The sequence below is a fragment of the Paenibacillus xylanexedens genome (assembly GCF_007676705.1).
GTDB classification, from domain to species: domain Bacteria; phylum Bacillota; class Bacilli; order Paenibacillales; family Paenibacillaceae; genus Paenibacillus; species Paenibacillus xylanexedens_C.
Genome location: NZ_VEBF01000001.1, coordinates 569,166 through 585,886, shown reverse-complemented (window position 1 = coordinate 585,886; position 16,721 = coordinate 569,166). Strand labels below are relative to the sequence as shown.

The window sequence follows — 16,721 nt, the reverse complement described above, 5'->3', positions numbered from 1 at the left end:
AATAGATTAACCGCACTGCTTGAAGAAAAAATAAGATAAGCGGAGGTATGGTCATGTTCAAAAAATGGAAGAAGTTTGGCATCAGTAGCTTGGCGCTTGTATTACTGGCTACGTTGGCCTTTACCGGATGGAGCGCGAAAGCATCTGCAGCGGACGCTTCACAAATTGTGGCTGAGATGGGTGCAGGATGGAATCTGGGCAATCAGCTGGAAGCAGCGGTGAACGGCACACCGAATGAAACTGCATGGGGCAATCCTACGGTGACTCCAGAGTTGATCAAAAAGGTGAAAGCAGCAGGCTTCAAGTCCATTCGTATTCCCGTTTCCTATTTGAATAACATTGGAAGCGCTCCCAATTATACAATCAATGCGGCATGGCTGAATCGAATTCAGCAAGTGGTGGATTATGCGTACAATGAAGGCCTGTATGTCATTATCAATATTCATGGCGATGGGTACAATTCAGTCCAAGGTGGATGGCTGCTCGTGAATGGTGGCAATCAGACTGCCATTAAGGAAAAGTATAAAAAGGTGTGGCAGCAGATTGCCACCAAGTTTAGCAACTACAATGACCGTCTTATTTTCGAATCCATGAACGAAGTGTTCGATGGTAACTATGGTAACCCGAACTCTGCATATTACGCTAATCTGAACGCCTATAATCAAATCTTCGTGGATACGGTTCGTCAGACTGGAGGGAACAACAGTGCCAGATGGCTGCTAATTCCGGGCTGGAACACTAATATTGACTTCACTGTGGGTAATTACGGCTTCGCGCTCCCGACAGATAATTTCAGATCTTCCGCCATTCCTAGTTCACAGAAGAGAATCATGATCTCGGCACACTATTACTCTCCATGGGATTTTGCAGGTGAGGAAAACGGTAATATCACGCAATGGGGGGCAACGGCTACGAATCCTTCCAAAAAGTCTACTTGGGGACAAGAAGATTATCTGGAATCGCAGTTCAAGTCCATGTACGATAAATTTGTGACTCAAGGCTATCCTGTAGTGATTGGTGAGTTCGGTTCCATTGATAAAACGTCCTACGATTCCAGCAACAATGTATATCGTGCTGCATATGCAAAAGCAGTTACAGCAAAAGCGAAGAAATACAAAATGGTTCCGGTTTATTGGGACAATGGACACAATGGTCAACATGGATTCGCATTATTTAACCGTTCGAACAATACCGTGACGCAGCAAAACATCATTAATGCAATCATGCAAGGTATGCAATAATAGACTGTCTATCCTTATCCGTGCAAACGGCGTATTCCCGCAAAAGGGACACGCCGTTTTTTTGTGCTATCCGGAAATGAGATGAACAACATTTGCCAATGCATTTTACATAAGCCATATACAGAATTCATTAAATACCACAATACCTTTTATATACTTAATTTGCTTGATATAGCGGACTAAAAGGACTAGGTGGTAGACAGAATGTTAAAAAAACGTGATTTGCAGGAATGCCATTCACTGTACAGCTTAATGATGGACCCCGCAGTTTTTCCCTACGTTCGTTATGCATGCCAATCGTATGAGGAATATCTATTCCTGACCAAACAATTAATGGCTGAAGAAGAACAAAAAACGGTGATTACTCGAACGATTTTGAATGAAGCAGGCCAGCCCATTGGTACGATTGATCTATATCACATCGAGCACCAAAGAGGATTCTTAGCCACATGGATTGGATCGCCGTATTTTGGGAATGGGTATAGTCAAAAAGCGAAATCAGCCTTCTTCATTGAATTGTTTCTGGAACATGCGATTGAGACGGTATTTATGAAGATACGCAAGCAAAATGTAAGGTCCAGAAAAGCGGTAGAAAAACTGTCTTATGTGAAATTAGCTAATGATGTCTATCCCGATGTATATCAACGGATCAATGCCAAGGAGCAAATCTATGATCTGTATCATGTAGAACGGTCAGCCTTTTTTGAAAATAGTATGGATCTGCACCATGAAGTGGCTACGTAACATATTGTGAGAGCAGACAACAGCGCCGTCAGTGATGACGACGCTATTTGTTATGATGATACTAGAACAGGCCCGTTGATATAAAATGCAGGAATATGGAATAGAAAATCGAAGACATGAAGTAGAGAAACTCATAAAATAGTGGACTGGTAATGAAGGAGGCATGAAATGATTAATATCAACAAGATATTGGGTGTAGTCCTCATGCTGGGTAGTGTGTTTATATAAGAAAAATCGTAATCACGCCCATACCAAAGAAGTGTAACATTAGGAGGGATCAGAGTGTCCGAACAGGAGGAAGCGTTATCGGGAGGTAATGTGAATCAGGTTGTCAGGATAGGCGAGACGGTTCGCCGGTATGCCAAACCCAATCCATATGTGTATGAACTGCTTTTACATCTCGAAAAAGTTGGTTATAACCACGCTCCTCGATTTCTCGGAATAGATGAACAGGGGAGAGAAGTACTCTCTTACCTTGAAGGAATCGTTCCAGGCAATGACTATCCTGAGATAGAAGAGTATATGTGGTCAGACGAATCTTTAATGGGTATCGCTAAACTGTTGAGAAGTTACCATGATGCGACCGGTGGATTTACAACCACATCAGAATCAACGAACAGATATCCAGGCGTAACTGAAGATGAAGTTGTATGTCATAACGATTTTGCGCCGTATAATATGGTGTACAGGGACGGCCGTCCTCATGGGATTATTGATTTTGATATGGCAGGTCCGGGTCCTCGTCTGTGGGATATCGCCTATGCCTTGTACACGTCCGTTCCACTCGCAGATTTCTCACCAAAGATGGATGGAAAGGGTGTTATGCCATACTCTAGCCAGGCGCATGGATCTGTTCGTAAAGAACGCATTACATTATTTATGAGCACGTATGGATTGAGTGTGCCGACAGACCTGAAGGAATGGGTTATATCACGCATTCGTTTTATGTGTAAAACACTATCTGATCGTGCAGCTGTTGGGGAACAAGCTTTTATAAAAATGGTAGAAGAAGGTCATCTCGCACACTATGAGAAAGAGCTTGTCTTTCTGGAAAAGCATTTTGAGGATTGGACTTAATTAAGGAGTGATCCCTTCAATGTACAAACTTAAAACAACAATAACAGACCAAAGTGTCATTGAATTCATTGAACAGATCGAGCATGCAAAGAAACGTGAAGACGCTTATCAATTATTGGATATCTTCACGGAGACGACAGGTTATGATGCAAAAATGTGGGGACCGAGTATTATTGGATTCGGTGCATATCATTACAGATATGAATCGGGTCACGAAGGAGATGCACCACTAGTGGGCTTCTCGCCACGAAAGGCGAAGATCAGTTTGTATTTTGCCACAGGGGATAGCGAGCGGGAAGAACTGCTGAAAGACTTTGGAAAACATACGACTGGGAAAGCATGTGTGTACATCAACAAGGTCGCGGATATTCATGTGGATGTGTTGAAAGCACTAATCGTGCAGTCTGTTGAGTTCTTAAAAGAAACCTATCCGGATCAATAACTCTGCACGTTATCAACAAGTACTGAATCACTGGAGAAAATAAACTGCTTCCCTCCATCACCATATACGTTATAACGCTTAAACAGGCTGTCTTGAAGATCAAGACAACCTGTTTTTTTGCTTGCAGTTCTCGTTCAGGAGTGGAGACTCTCATACATATGACATGTGTGATCCGTACCGTAAATATCCATCGTATATGTTGAGCAGGGCCATAATCAGCTATCCAAACCTAATGTGCTCAAAGTCCTCCTACCGTGTAGCTTCCCCGTACGCCCGAATCTCGATCAACTCCGCATACCTGCTGCCATTAGTGGCATCAATGATTACTCTAAGCGCCTGCACATACACAGGTGTATCCAAGGAATGGATGACTTTTCTTCTGCGATTTTCCGATACGTTTATAATCTCGATCCACTCATCAGACTGATTCAATACTTCCACTCGATAATCGCGCACAAGTTCAGGCATGACGCGGAATGTGGTGTGATGGTGATGCAGATTAACCAGATCCTCGTTCACATCATCATTGAACGTCAAGTGCAGTTCAGCCAAGGTCTGTGGATCTTCCCACGACAGTTGAACCCATTCTGGTCTGCCAGACTGCATCGGCTGCGACATCCACTGCTGCGGGCCACCAAAGGGGCGATGGTAACCGTTGATCGTGTTGTCCGCTGAATAGGCCGTGGTCTCAGAGAGGGTACGACAGCAGAAGGGTTGACGTGCCAACCCTTGCATGGACCATAATACGACAGGCTGATCTGTGGCGTGGTCCTCCAGATTTTTGGACACATGGTTTTCTTCCGTTTTGAAGAAGATCAGCACCCCGCTGTGTGATTCTGTCGAATGGTAGAGTGAGACAGTTTTATTAGAGCGGATGATAATAAAAGCATTCTGCGGTTCTTCCGGTCGCCATTCGAGAGGAAGGTTCACCCACTGCGCGGTTCCCGCCGTAACGTTAACGGTTGCCGTGACTTGTAACGAATGCGGGACGTAATTCTCCTTACGTCCCGTATCCCACAGCTCTACCGTCAGCGCGGTATCGCTGGATGCATCCAGGAGCAGCTCCAAGCCGCTGAGCATTGGCTGCACAGGCAGCAGCAGGGCCACATCCGTACCCAGCGGGTACGTGTCACCAGGCTGCTCCAGAGCGATGCCCGTCAGCGTGCTGGAGGCTGTAGCCTTGGCACGCCGGGCCAGATCCAACTCATCGTGGCTGCGCACCCCGATGATGGATGCGTCCTGCCGCAGCAATGTCTGCTGCAACACCGCAAGATGCCTCGCGTGCAGCTCGCGCGGCGACACCCCCATGGCCGCGCAGAGTGCCGCGCCTGTACCCGCGGCTTCGCCGATGACCGCGCATGTTGCCATGACGCGGGTCGTGCCGAAGGCGACATGCGATGCGCTGATGTCGCGTCCGGCCATGAGCATATTCCGCACATTCGCGGAATACAGCGAGCGGAACGGCACGTGATATACGCCATCGGCATGCATATGCTTCGAGCCGCTCGCTTCGGCGTACATGCCCTGCGGGGGATGCAGGTCGATGGACCAGCCGCCAAAGGCAACGGCATCCGGGAATTCCCGCTGGCTGATAATATCGTTCTGGGTGAGCACATAGTCACCCGTGAAACGGCGGTACTCCCTTTTGCCAGGCAGCGAACCGATCCACTCCAGCGTCATCTGCTCTGCATCGAACTTGCCGGAATTCTTGATATAGTCCCAGATCCCGTAGATCACGGACCACAGTTCATCACGGATCAGCTCATTGTCATGAACGGTGTCATGTTCACCACCCCATTCAATCCACCAGTAATGACAACCGGAATCCCCGCTGCGAATGACCCGGCGAATCGGAATGCTGGTCTGCGTGATATCCTTGGCAAAAGAAGGCGGGATATAACGGACAGGCGCACCAGCATCCTTGGTATAGAAGAGAAGTGTACTGCCGAGCGTGATCTGATCGGCTACCTTAGGTGCCCATTCTTCACCATATTCGCTGCGGGCTTCCCGGCCGAGTGCAAACTTGGCGCCAGCCAAAAAGCCAACAAGTCCATCGCCCGTACAGTCCAGATAGATCTGACTCTCAAATCGGATTTTGCGCTCAGAACCCATCATCCACCCGGTAACAGAGGTGATCATGCGTTCCTCTCCATCTCCTGTGGCTTCTACTTCATGTACATCGGTATTAAGGTACAGTCGAATGTTGGGTTCGGCTCGAACGGCTTCCAGAATGATTAAGTCCCAGAGATAAGGATTACCCTCCGGATTACGATACTGATTCTCTACAAACAATTCTCCCATGATGCCAGTCTCACGGGCATAGCGGTTAATCCCGTGGGCGGTAGCGCCACAGACCCATACGCGTACTTCGCTGCTGGAATTGCCGCCGAGTACGGGGCGATTCTGCACCAGCGCGACCTGTTGGCCCAGTCGTGCCGCAGATATGGCTGCACACACACCAGCTAGCCCACCCCCGATGACGGTGATATCCGGTTTAACGAGTTCGTGCTTCATATGAACACCTCTCTCATTGAATATGGAGGAGCCTAAGCTCGTATTTCATATCTATAATTTCATATTAGTTCTATATATTTACTTTTCAAATACACTATATTATCATCGAGCATATACTTTATTTCATAACAAAGGCAGGTGTATCATGGACCTCCTTAATCACATCTACTGGAAGAAGAAAGCTGAGTTTGCATTGGCAGAGGATATCTACGACGCTTGGGTGGTCTTTGCCGTTGAAGAGGGCGTATTTCGTTATGAGATTGGGGGGCATACAGGAGAGGCGGGGTTCGCTGATCTGGTGTTGTGCCCGCCCCACGTTCCTTTTCGCAGAGAGACCGTAACTCCGCTGACGTTTCACTATATACAGTTCCGTTGTAACTCCGCAGAGGATGAGGATCTTCTGCCGCCGATCGGAAAATCCCTGATTAATGATACGAAGCGTCTGGCTTCGACGTATGCTTATCTGCGACAGGCAAGCGAGGACAACGATGAGACTGGAGCAGAGTGGAAAACCCACCTGATGATGGACTTGTGGCAACTGTATCAATGGGAGCGCAGACAGAGTAGATTGATGGAACGAAAGTTCACGGAAGACGCTCTGATGACTGAAGCGGCCGTGTTGTTGGAGGAGTGGGCAGGAGAGGCTGTCAGTCTCCGAGCAATGGCCGAGCGTCTGGCGTTGAGTCCAGTTCAGCTTACCCGAAGGTTCCGGGAGGCTTTTCAAGAAACACCATCTGATTACCTGAAAGCGATCCGTCTCAAAAAGGCAAAAGCCTTGTTGGTGGATAGTCGTTTAACCCTAACGCAGATTGCGGAGAGATGTGGGTATGAGAACGGATTCTATCTGAGCCGCGTATTCTCGTCCACGGTGGGGATCAGCCCCTCGGAATACCGGAGACGACATCAAGTATGAAAAAAGGGTCCCATCCATCCATTTCTTTTTTACACGAATAGAACATATCTGTGCAATTCTCTTCAATGCAGACAACGGATATCACAAATCCATGCAAATCATTCGCCCCCGGCTGTAAATGGCAGGCAGGTGCTATAATGGGTTCATTAATTGTAGGGGAGCGAGCACTAAGGAATGAAGAAGCCAAATTGGAAGAGTTGGTTGCCACAGCGGCTCAGATACCGCCTGTTCGGCGCATTTGTGGTGTTGATTCTTTTGCCGTTCAGTGCATTGAATGTCTACAATTATCAGCAGATTGAATCGCTCGTCGAGCAGAAAATCAGTGAGCAGAGTCATGAGCAGCTGGTACAGATGTACCGATCTCTGGAGGACCAGATGAGCATTGCCTTCAAAACACTCATTTTTCTGGAACAGGATTCTGCGGTAAGAAGTGTGCTAACCTCCCCGGACAATCGTACGCCGCTTGAGAACAAGTCGTTAGTGGAAGAGAAGTTTAAAATGATCAACAACAGTTTCTTCCTATATAATCCTTCCGTGTACTTTACTTTGCTGGATTTTCATGATAGCGTTTACACTTCGTATTTGCCCGAGAAAGCGCTGGCGTACGGCCCCTATTTGGAACAATTCCGTGAGCGTCTTGGGGAGATCACGATTTCAAAAGGTGATGCGGATTCACACCCGCTTCAACCGGAAGAACTTTTTTATCGCTGGGATGCTCGAGATACTAACCATGTGCTGCGGGAGCTATCCTCCAGCCCGTACCTCTTGTCACTGTATGCCTACATGAAAGATAGCGGCGGCAAACGGTATGGCCTGGCACGAATTAGCATCGATTATTCATACTGGTTCCAGACCATGCTGAAGGATTCACAGAGTAGCCAGGAGTATTATCTTATTACAGGTAGTGGGGAGACCATTGCCCGTTCATCCAAAACTGCCGCACTCTCCCCTGAGGTTACGGCTGAAATAGCTCTCCATCCGGCGGAGGCTTATCTAACCGATCCAGCTTCGGATACGCTGATTAACTACGTGTACATCGAATCACTGGACTGGTATATGGTGAATCGGATTCCGCTCTCGATTCTCTTTACAGAGATATCTGAACTGAAACAGCGTTATTTTCTAACCTTTTTTGGGTTCACAGGAGCATTTGTACTCATGGCTTTTATGATCTCGGCGACGTTCACGCGCCCTTTGTCGCATCTACAGAAACAGATGAAGGAGGTCGTCCGCAAAAACCTCAAGATTCGCATTCCTGAGGGCCACAGCCGTGGCGAAGTGCTGGAACTGACACGTACATTTAATACGATGCTGGACGATGCCAATCAGATGATTGCCAGACTCAAGACAGAGGAACGACAGAAGGAAGCGGTACATTTTCATATGCTCCTGGCTCAGATGAATCCGCACTTTCTCCTGAATACGTTGAATACAATGAAATGGAGTGCGATACGCAGCGGGAATGAGGAGATCTCCGAGATGTGTGTTTCCTTGGGCAAATTACTGGAGGTCAGCCTGAATTCACAGGTCGAATTGGTATATCTGAAGGATGAGATCGAGTTGGTTCAAGCCTACCTTCATATCCAGCGGATTCGTTACCGCGATAGCTTCGAGGTAACTTGTGAATTTGACGATAAGTTGGAGTATGCGCTGGTGCCCAAGCTGAGCTTGCAGCCACTGGTGGAGAATGCCATTCACCACGGTGTTGGGCCACTGGAGCAGCTTGGGCAGATCGGTATCAGCATTTATAGGCAAGACACAGGAACACTGATGCTGGAGGTGGCAGACAACGGAATCGGAATGGAGGAATCCCGGCGTTTGCAGGTGACCCGGACGCGTCCGGGGATCGGCCTGTCCAACCTCAGGGAACGATTGCGGTTATTGTTCAAAGGTCAAAGTACACTTGAAGTGATCGATACCAAGCCTGGGACATTAGTGAGGTTCAGCATTCCTTTTTTATTGTCGACGCCTTATGTACAGAAGCGGTCTGACTAGACGACTGGAGAGGGGAATCTGGCATGTGGAAAGTATTACTTGTAGAGGATGAGGTATTCGTACGAGAGTCGGTGCGAGAGATTATTTCCTGGGAAGAGCTGGGCTTCACGGTCATCGGAGAATCCGGTAATGGGACCGAAGCGCTGGCAATGATCATACGGGATACACCGGATTTGGTGCTGACTGATATTGTCATGCCGGGTATGGATGGTCTTGAATTACTCAAACAGACCCGCCAAGCCGGGTTGAAAACCAAGTTTGTCATGCTCACCTGTATGGGGGAGTTCGAATATGTACGTCGTGCGATGGAATATGGAGCTTCAAATTATATTCTGAAGCTGTCGATGAGTGTGAATTCACTGCGTGATACACTTCGTAAAGTAAGTGCGGAACTTGGTGCTTCGGCGGAAGTCCGAACGGAGGCAGACCATCATGAAGTACCATCTCCACCTCCGCTAATCACATCAACGCCGATTTCGGCTACTTCTCTTACGGTCTCTTCCGCGACAGCGTCTGAGACTGATCTTCCGTTCACGCCTGTTCGTGAGCCGGTTGTGAAGCACCCGGAGATTAGCAAAATTATTGAGTACATCGGGCAGCATTACGATCAGGACATTACCGTCAAATCCATGTCACGATATGTGATGATGGGCGAGAATTATGTGAGTGCTCTGTTCAAAAAGAAAACCGGCCATACCCTGATTCATTACCTGCATGGGGTACGGATGGAGAAAGCGGCTGAATACTTGCGTGAGACGGATCTTCCTGTACAGGAGATTGGTTACCGCGTGGGATTCGGAAGTGATAATTATTTCATTAAAATATTCAAGCGTTGGACCGGTTGCACGCCCAGCCAGTATCGCCACCGCTCGTGATTCACTGGATGAGTAGAAGGAATATGTGTACCGAGTGCTCAGGCAAGCACAAGTAAATCCGTATTTTTGTTCAATCCGAATCATGGATATGTATCTTATGAACCCAGCAAGGTCCCTGCTACGATGTAACGGAAGGTACACTTCAATTCAGGGAGGTCATGTGACCAGATGAGAATCAAAAAAGGATTAACGGGGTTAATCGTAGGTGCGCTGATGCTGGGCTTGCTTGCCGGCTGTGTAGGTAAAAATGAGACGAACGGTGGAGATAACGGAGGTGGAGCGGCAGGGGGAAAAGTGAAGCTCACCATGTGGGGCGCGGTGCCGCCTGAGAATGGTCCACAGGAAGTGGTGGATACCTGGAATGCGGAACATCCTGATATTCAGGTGGAATATGTGCGGTTTGTGAATGACGATGATGGCAACCTGAAGCTGGATACGGCGCTGTCCACCGGGCAGAACGTTGACCTGTATGTCAACTATACCCTCACGAATCTGGATAAACGTATCAAGGGCGGTACAGCACTGGATCTGGGCGAGTTCACTGATTACAACATTGATGAGAAAATGGGTGAAGACGCGGCTTCCTGGAAAGTGGACGGCAAATATTACGGGATGCCAACCAAGAAAAACGCTGCCTTTTTCGCACTAAATATGAAAGCGCTTGATCAGGCCGGACTGAGTGTACCAACAGCCTGGACATGGGATGAAGCCCGTGAATATGCACTCAAACTGAAGACGGCTGGCTTCAAGTACGGATTGGTGCAGCATACCGCTTCCTATGTAGACCCGCTCGATTCCGTTCTGGTGAAGAACGGCTATGTTAAGGCAGACGGCACTTCAAACCTCGATGATCCGCTCGTTACCAAATGGCTGGAGACGTTGAACGGGATGATGAAGGAGGATGCAACCACGCCTCCACTTGGCGAGCAGCTGACTTCCAAAATGCCGGTGGAGAACATGTTCCTTGGCGGTGAGTCTGCCATGATCAACATAGGCGAATGGCTGATCCGCACATCAAACAACATGACCGAGTTCCCTCGGGATTGGAAAATCGCCTTTGCCCCTGTACCGAGACTGGCTGCAGAGGAAGCGGATATGGTGAAGAGCGGGGGACTGGGAGACTTTATTGCTATCAATTCCAAGTCGAAAAACAAAGAAGCCGCATGGGAGTTCCTGAAATGGTACGCCGATGGAGGAATGATGCCGATGGCTGCTGGTGGACGTTTGCCTTCCTCCAATGCGGTCGATCAACAGACTGCCATCGATCATTTGCTGGGTGATTATGCCGATTCCTATGACAAGGAGTCTCTGGAATTCGTGTTGTATGGTGATGAGACACCTACGTTTGTCCGCAGCATTGCGCAAGAGGTGGTCGACTTGCGTGCACAGGAGTATGAAAAGTTCTTCCTTGGTAACCAGACTGCCGAAGTTACGGTTCAGAACATGGTCAAACGCCACAATGATTGGCTGAAGCAGAATCAATAGAATGTAATGTAAATGCACCGAGAACAAAGGCCGTCCCCAATGGGGCGGTTTTTTCTATTATAAGCAATAGAACAATTCCATGTTGTTTTCCTCCCGAAAGGCAATGCCGAAATACATATATCTGTGATATCAGGTACAGGGTTATGTTCCTTAAATGTTAGAGGACATCTTGTTATGCTTAATTCCAGAACAGATGTTAAGGAGTGGGGGAGCATATGCATAAATCCTGGATGAAACGGCAGAGCAGGCTCGGGTATCTGTTTATTGGGCCCAATATGATTGGCGTGCTGTTGTTTTTTATTATACCAGCTGTCTATTCGTTCTATCTCATGTTCACCGATTACAAATTCATGAGCCCGGAGACGAATTTCGTAGGGCTGGATAACATTCGCCGAATGATGAATGATGATCTGTTTGGGGTGGCGCTGCGAAATACATTTGTATTTCTGTTAGCGGTTCCGGTATCGATGGGGTTGGCATTTATCGTGGCGGTGGCGCTGAACAAGTCGGTGTACTGTCAAAAAACGCTGCGTGCCCTCTATTTTATGCCCTATATCACCAGCGGCGTTGCCATCGCCTTTGTCTGGATGCTGTTATTCCAGCCAACGTCGGGGCCGATTAACGGTTTCTTGCGCGGGATCGGTATAACGAACCCACCGGGCTGGTTATCGACAACGGAATGGTCCATGTATGCGATTGATATCATCTGGATCTGGTTCATGCTGGGTTACAACATGATTATTTATCTGGCCGCCTTGCAGGAAATCCCGGAGGAATTGGTTGAGGCTGCACGGATTGATGGAGCCCGTCCTTGGCAGACGATACGCCAAGTGATCTGGCCGCTTGTGAGCCCGACTACCTTTTTGCTGCTGATTACCGGGCTGATTATGACCATCAAGAACTTTGGTATCATTCAAGCGATTACCCAGGGTGGGCCGGGGAACAGTACAACCGTCCTGTCGCTGTTTATCTACCAGAATGCCTTCCGCTACTACGAGATGGGATACGCTGCTGCCATTAGCTGGGCGCTCTTTGCCATCATTATGGTCTTCACCGTTCTGCAGTGGCTTGGTCAGAAACGTTGGGTTCACTACTAAGGAGGGGAGGGATCGTTATGGAAAAACGAAATGCCACGACCGCGAAGCCCACAGCTCCACATTCACCTATAGTTCGCATGGAGTCCTTGACCCAGATTCGAAAAATCATATTGACACTTCTGATGTCCGGTTTTGCCTTGCTGATGATTATGCCGTTCATCTGGATGATCAGCACATCGTTCAAATCTCCTGCGGACGTATTCACCTATCCCATCCAGTGGATACCCTCCAGCCTGAACTGGGAGCATCATATTAAGGTCTGGAGCGGAGCGGATACTTTTGCGACATATTATCTGAACTCGTTGAAAATATCACTAATTAGCACGGTCGGAGCTGTATTTCTCTCAGCTTTTGCAGCCTATGGCTTCGCACGGATTCAATTCAAAGGTCGGGAGACGCTGTTCCTGATCTATCTCTCGATGATGATGGTGCCTCCGCAGGTGCTCTTTGTACCGAAGTTTCTGATGTTTGAATGGGTCGGCATATATAATACGCATTGGGCATTGATCCTGCCTGGAATGTTCACGATCTTTGGGGTGTTTATGCTGCGACAATTCTTCCTGTCGGTGCCTTCAGAGATTTCGGAAGCGGCGTTCATCGACGGTGCCGGTCACCTACGCATATTCTTCAGGCTGATTCTGCCCTTGGCGAAGCCAGCGCTGGCTACACTGGCGATCATTGATTTCTCCTGGCATTGGAATGATTATGAGAATGCGCTTGTGTTCCTGATCGACAAAGACTTGTACACCGTGCCGCTCGGACTGCAGAACTTTATTCTGGAGAATAATGTGGATTACAACGGCATGATGGCCGCTGCCACGGCAGGCATTATTCCAATGATCATCGTCTTCCTGGTGGGTCAGCATTATATCATCCAGGGCGTGGCTGGAAGCGCCGTGAAGGGTTAAAATTACTGAGACCACATAATATAACCCTTTTGCTGAACGAAGAGATTTTCGCGGCAGAAGGGTTTTCTGTAAAAAGGGAGAATTAATCCATGATCTGAGTTTTTATCATTGGAGGAGATTCTCATGGAAATGAAAGTTATCACATTGCCCGCTTTTCGCGTTGTAGGATATTCAATCGTAGCTACGGTAGAAGAGTTCGAATCAGGTTTGGGCAAGAGCCACTATCATAAGCTTGTTGAGAGAAAGATGGAAATTCAACATCGAAAAAATGACAACGTCATGTTGATGCAGATGTATCCGATGAACGAGGATTTCAACGCAAAGGTTGATAAGTTCACACATCTACTAGGATATGAAGTGATTAGTTCGGAGAATGTTCCTTCAGAAATGATAAGTCATGAGGTCCCTGACAGTCAGTATGTGACGTGCACGCATCGAGGGATTGAGTCAGAGATTGGTGATACATACGGTTATATATACGGACAGTGTCTTGGTGAGACGGGACATGAACCGAAGTGTTATGATTTTGAAATTTGGGATGAGCGTTATCAACCGGAAAGTCCTAATAATGAAATAGATATATATGTCGCTTTGCAATCATAGTTTATAGCATCTTTCCGCAATACAATAGTTCAAACTTCGTATATAATATAAAATCATATGATTCTGTATGACTACATAACTATCGCGAGGTGCACTAGACTTATGCCAACTATCTACGACTTTACCGTAACCAGAACCAGTGGAGAGCGTTTCCCACTCTATCAATATGAAGGAAAGCCTGTGCTAATCGTAAACACGGCAAGTAAATGTAAGTATACGCATCAGTTCGATGACATGCAGAAGCTGTACGATCAGTACAAGGATCAAGGGCTTCAGGTTATTGGTTTCCCGTGCAACCAGTTTGCGGAGCAGGAGCCTGGAAGCAGTTCGGAAGCGGAGTCCTTCTGTCAGATTAATTATGGTGTGAAATTTCCGATGTTCTCTAAGCTGGATGTGAATGGAGAAGCGGCGCACCCGCTCTACGACTTTTTGAAAAGATCAGGGCCTTTTACTGGCTTTGATGAAACAGATATACAGGCCAAATTATTGAAATTAATGGTGGCTGAGAAGGCACCGGAATGGTTACATGGCGATGCAATCAAATGGAATTTCACAAAATTCCTGATTGATGCAGAGGGTCGTGTGGTCAGACGCTTCGAACCTATCGACTCCATCGACGAGATTCAAGAGAGTATTAAACAGCTTCTATAATTTCACTTTCATAGATCCTACAGGGGCATGACACAAATCGTTTCCCTCTTCCGAACAGGAGGTGCATGAATGTGCCGAGCATGATGCAATTTAGTGCTTCACTGGAGTATAGTTACCGATCCACCAGCACGTATAACCCAGGCAAGTCAGATGGATTCCATTCACATCCACATTATGAGATTTATTATTTTCATGATGGAGAATGTACCTATATCATAGGAGACCGGGTATATAACCTGGAGCCGGGTGATCTGGTGCTGATGCATGGCTTGACTCTTCATCGACCGCATCCGAAACCCGGCAGTGCTTATGAGCGAAGCACATTGCATTTTGATCCGTCTGCCATTCGCAGCAGCCTGCATCCGGATCGCATGGTTGAGGTGCTGAAGCCGTTTGAAGAACTCAGAAATTGCAGGGTCAATCTGACGGGCGATACCCGCTCTGAATTCGAAGCGCTATTACACGATCTTTATCGTCTATCTAAGAGTCAGACCAGTTTCAGGCAGGAGCGCATGAATGTCCGGCTGTGTGACCTGTTGTATTTTGTAGCAGAGATCTGCCAGGGCGATGTCGAAGAACACCTTCCATCATCGGAGAGGGAGCGGCATGTGCAGCACATTATCCGTTATGTCGATACCCACTATATGAAAGACATTGGTCTGGATGATTTGGCACGGGAATTGCATTTGTCCAAACCATATTTGGCAGGTATGTTTAAGGAAATGACAGGTCTGACGATATTCAAATATCTGTATGACCGCCGTATCAATCAGGCGAAGCTTTTGTTTCAGTTCCAGCCTGAGATCACCGTGACAGAAGCAAGTCGATTGTCCGGTTTCAAACGTCTTTCGCATTTTAGTCGGATGTTCAAACAAAGTGTGGGATGTTCGCCTGATCTGTACCGTACCCAATTGCATCGCCAATCATAGAAGCCCTCTGTGAGCTGACCAGCTTGTCTGGTTGGCTTTTTTTGTTGATTTTCGTTTGAGGAGTGCATACCACTGTGTTTAGAGGACACGCAGAACAGGTAAAGAAAGGTAATGAACCCAGAGGAGGCGAATATGAATGAAACAGCGCACACCGGATCAGAATAACAACGATAACCATACAAAACGTTTCCAGGACAATCCCGAGCAGTATCAAACGGAGAAGAAAAGTTTGCTGGACATGCATGAGGAAGAACAGACTGTAGACCCGATTCCAATGGAAGACCTGAACATGGAAGCACAGGAAGAGAAGAATAAGGATCAGACGAAGAGTAACTCGTCTACGGAAGAAAAATACCGGGCTGATTATCGCAAGAAGACGAACGAAGGATAGTCTCATTGCAGTTTTGAACAATAAAGGTTCAAGTGTTTTCGGTGAATGTATATTTAGTGAAAATAAATTAGTTTGTTGACTAATGTATGTTACTATATTATAGTTACTATGTTGGCAAATGAAAAAGACTATTTTGGGAGGCGAATAAGAATGACTACTTTTTTTGATGCGTTGAAAAACAGAAGATCTTATTACGGAATCAGCAAGGAATCTACAATTTCGGATGCTAAAATCCAGGAAATCGTAGAAGAAGCGGTGAAATATACACCAACTTCCTTCAACTCACAAACATCCCGTGCGGTTGTATTGCTCGGTGAACAACATGATAAATTGTGGAATCACACAGAAGAAATTTTGCGTGAAGTGGTAGGCAATGAAGAAGCCTTCAAATCCACAGCAGAGAAAATGACTGGATTCCGCAGCGGATATGGTACGGTTCTCTTCTTCGAAGACAACAATGTGATCGCACAGCTTCAACAGAATTTTGCAGCTTATGCGGATAACTTCCCGATCTGGGCTAACCAATCCAACGGTATGTTGCAATTGGTGATCTGGACTGCTCTGGAACAAGAAGGTCTGGGTGCATCTTTGCAGCACTATAATCCGTTGATTGACGAGAAAGTGAAGCAAGAATGGAACATTCCTGAGAACTGGAGATTGATCGCTCAGATGCCATTTGGTAAACCAACGGCAGCACCGGGTGAGAAAGAATTCCAACCGATTGAAGAGCGCGTAAAAGTACACAAGTAAGCTTCGCATTTCCCAACATTTAACCACATACGGCCTCGCTTCAATTTGATACGATGATAGTTGATCGTAATCCAATGAAGCGAGGCTTTTTGATGTGAATAATAGA

Annotated in this window: 16 protein-coding genes; 15 read left to right on the top strand and 1 reads right to left on the bottom strand. The window is 47.1% G+C overall.

Annotation, left to right across the window (positions count from 1 at the left end; all coding sequences use genetic code 11):
• The first annotated feature begins 53 nt into the window (after positions 1-53).
• The 4 genes from FS628_RS02355 (at position 54) to FS628_RS02340 (ending at position 3,504) form a co-directional block, all read left to right on the top strand.
• Positions 54-1,241 carry a glycoside hydrolase family 5 protein gene (locus FS628_RS02355; protein WP_145318458.1) on the top strand — a complete coding sequence of 396 codons (1,188 nt, stop codon included), beginning with the start codon at positions 54-56 and terminating at the stop codon, positions 1,239-1,241.
• Between the two features lie 204 nt (positions 1,242-1,445).
• On the top strand, positions 1,446-1,985 hold the full coding sequence (locus FS628_RS02350; RefSeq protein WP_145318455.1) for a GNAT family N-acetyltransferase: 540 nt from the start codon (positions 1,446-1,448) through the stop codon (positions 1,983-1,985).
• A gap of 282 nt (positions 1,986-2,267) precedes the next feature.
• Entirely contained in the window at positions 2,268-3,062 is a 795-nt protein-coding gene (locus FS628_RS02345) for an aminoglycoside phosphotransferase family protein (protein WP_145318452.1), read from the top strand.
• 19 nt (positions 3,063-3,081) lie between these two features.
• Positions 3,082-3,504 (top strand): DUF1801 domain-containing protein, encoded by a 423-nt coding sequence (locus tag FS628_RS02340; RefSeq protein WP_145318449.1) that lies wholly within the window; start codon positions 3,082-3,084, stop codon positions 3,502-3,504.
• 249 nt (positions 3,505-3,753) lie between these two features.
• Here the strand turns inward: FS628_RS02340 and FS628_RS02335 are convergent, their stop codons facing one another.
• Complete coding sequence (locus tag FS628_RS02335; protein WP_145318446.1) at positions 3,754-6,018, bottom strand: FAD-dependent oxidoreductase; 2,265 nt, start codon at positions 6,016-6,018, stop codon at positions 3,754-3,756.
• A 145-nt stretch (positions 6,019-6,163) separates the two neighbouring features.
• Between FS628_RS02335 and FS628_RS02330 the strand changes: the two genes are divergently transcribed.
• The 11 genes from FS628_RS02330 to FS628_RS02280 all read left to right on the top strand — a co-directional run bounded on the left by FS628_RS02330 (position 6,164) and on the right by FS628_RS02280 (position 16,615).
• Positions 6,164-6,931 carry a helix-turn-helix domain-containing protein gene (locus FS628_RS02330; protein WP_186327694.1) on the top strand — a complete coding sequence of 256 codons (768 nt, stop codon included), beginning with the start codon at positions 6,164-6,166 and terminating at the stop codon, positions 6,929-6,931.
• A 174-nt stretch (positions 6,932-7,105) separates the two neighbouring features.
• Positions 7,106-8,926 carry a sensor histidine kinase gene (locus FS628_RS02325; RefSeq protein WP_145318441.1) on the top strand — a complete coding sequence of 607 codons (1,821 nt, stop codon included), beginning with the start codon at positions 7,106-7,108 and terminating at the stop codon, positions 8,924-8,926.
• Positions 8,927-8,949: 23 nt separating this feature from the next.
• Positions 8,950-9,801 (top strand): response regulator transcription factor, encoded by an 852-nt coding sequence (locus tag FS628_RS02320; RefSeq protein WP_145318438.1) that lies wholly within the window; start codon positions 8,950-8,952, stop codon positions 9,799-9,801.
• Positions 9,802-9,969: 168 nt separating this feature from the next.
• Positions 9,970-11,286: an ABC transporter substrate-binding protein gene (locus FS628_RS02315; protein WP_145318435.1), complete on the top strand. Its 1,317-nt coding sequence runs from the start codon at positions 9,970-9,972 to the stop codon at positions 11,284-11,286.
• Between the two features lie 215 nt (positions 11,287-11,501).
• The gene (locus tag FS628_RS02310) at positions 11,502-12,383 is read left to right on the top strand and encodes a carbohydrate ABC transporter permease (RefSeq protein ID WP_145318432.1); all 882 of its coding nucleotides are present in this window, start codon (positions 11,502-11,504) and stop codon (positions 12,381-12,383) included.
• 77 nt (positions 12,384-12,460) lie between these two features.
• Positions 12,461-13,291 carry a carbohydrate ABC transporter permease gene (locus FS628_RS02305; RefSeq protein ID WP_076249967.1) on the top strand — a complete coding sequence of 277 codons (831 nt, stop codon included), beginning with the start codon at positions 12,461-12,463 and terminating at the stop codon, positions 13,289-13,291.
• A gap of 123 nt (positions 13,292-13,414) precedes the next feature.
• Positions 13,415-13,894: a GyrI-like domain-containing protein gene (locus FS628_RS02300; RefSeq protein ID WP_145318430.1), complete on the top strand. Its 480-nt coding sequence runs from the start codon at positions 13,415-13,417 to the stop codon at positions 13,892-13,894.
• Positions 13,895-13,996: 102 nt separating this feature from the next.
• Complete coding sequence (locus FS628_RS02295) at positions 13,997-14,545, top strand: glutathione peroxidase (protein ID WP_145318427.1); 549 nt, start codon at positions 13,997-13,999, stop codon at positions 14,543-14,545.
• An 80-nt stretch (positions 14,546-14,625) separates the two neighbouring features.
• Positions 14,626-15,474: an AraC family transcriptional regulator gene (locus FS628_RS02290; RefSeq protein ID WP_260870974.1), complete on the top strand. Its 849-nt coding sequence runs from the start codon at positions 14,626-14,628 to the stop codon at positions 15,472-15,474.
• Between the two features lie 136 nt (positions 15,475-15,610).
• Positions 15,611-15,865, top strand: a complete 255-nt coding sequence (locus FS628_RS02285) for a hypothetical protein (RefSeq protein WP_145318421.1) — start codon at positions 15,611-15,613, stop codon at positions 15,863-15,865.
• Between the two features lie 150 nt (positions 15,866-16,015).
• Entirely contained in the window at positions 16,016-16,615 is a 600-nt protein-coding gene (locus tag FS628_RS02280; protein WP_076330783.1) for a nitroreductase family protein, read from the top strand.
• Positions 16,616-16,721 lie beyond the last annotated feature (106 nt).

Bases quoted from the DNA above. Each gene is read 5' to 3' on its own strand.
- FS628_RS02355 (WP_145318458.1), top strand. From the start codon at position 54: ATGTTCAAAAAATGGAAGAAGTTTGGCATCAGTAGCTTGGCGCTTGTA.
- FS628_RS02350 (WP_145318455.1), top strand. From the start codon at position 1,446: ATGTTAAAAAAACGTGATTTGCAGGAATGCCATTCACTGTACAGCTTA.
- FS628_RS02340 (WP_145318449.1), top strand. From the start codon at position 3,082: ATGTACAAACTTAAAACAACAATAACAGACCAAAGTGTCATTGAATTC.
- FS628_RS02335 (WP_145318446.1), bottom strand. From the start codon at position 6,018: ATGAAGCACGAACTCGTTAAACCGGATATCACCGTCATCGGGGGTGGG.
- FS628_RS02330 (WP_186327694.1), top strand. From the start codon at position 6,164: ATGGACCTCCTTAATCACATCTACTGGAAGAAGAAAGCTGAGTTTGCA.
- FS628_RS02325 (WP_145318441.1), top strand. From the start codon at position 7,106: ATGAAGAAGCCAAATTGGAAGAGTTGGTTGCCACAGCGGCTCAGATAC.
- FS628_RS02320 (WP_145318438.1), top strand. From the start codon at position 8,950: ATGTGGAAAGTATTACTTGTAGAGGATGAGGTATTCGTACGAGAGTCG.
- FS628_RS02315 (WP_145318435.1), top strand. From the start codon at position 9,970: ATGAGAATCAAAAAAGGATTAACGGGGTTAATCGTAGGTGCGCTGATG.
- FS628_RS02310 (WP_145318432.1), top strand. From the start codon at position 11,502: ATGCATAAATCCTGGATGAAACGGCAGAGCAGGCTCGGGTATCTGTTT.
- FS628_RS02305 (WP_076249967.1), top strand. From the start codon at position 12,461: ATGGAGTCCTTGACCCAGATTCGAAAAATCATATTGACACTTCTGATG.
- FS628_RS02300 (WP_145318430.1), top strand. From the start codon at position 13,415: ATGGAAATGAAAGTTATCACATTGCCCGCTTTTCGCGTTGTAGGATAT.
- FS628_RS02295 (WP_145318427.1), top strand. From the start codon at position 13,997: ATGCCAACTATCTACGACTTTACCGTAACCAGAACCAGTGGAGAGCGT.
- FS628_RS02290 (WP_260870974.1), top strand. From the start codon at position 14,626: ATGATGCAATTTAGTGCTTCACTGGAGTATAGTTACCGATCCACCAGC.
- FS628_RS02285 (WP_145318421.1), top strand. From the start codon at position 15,611: ATGAAACAGCGCACACCGGATCAGAATAACAACGATAACCATACAAAA.
- FS628_RS02280 (WP_076330783.1), top strand. From the start codon at position 16,016: ATGACTACTTTTTTTGATGCGTTGAAAAACAGAAGATCTTATTACGGA.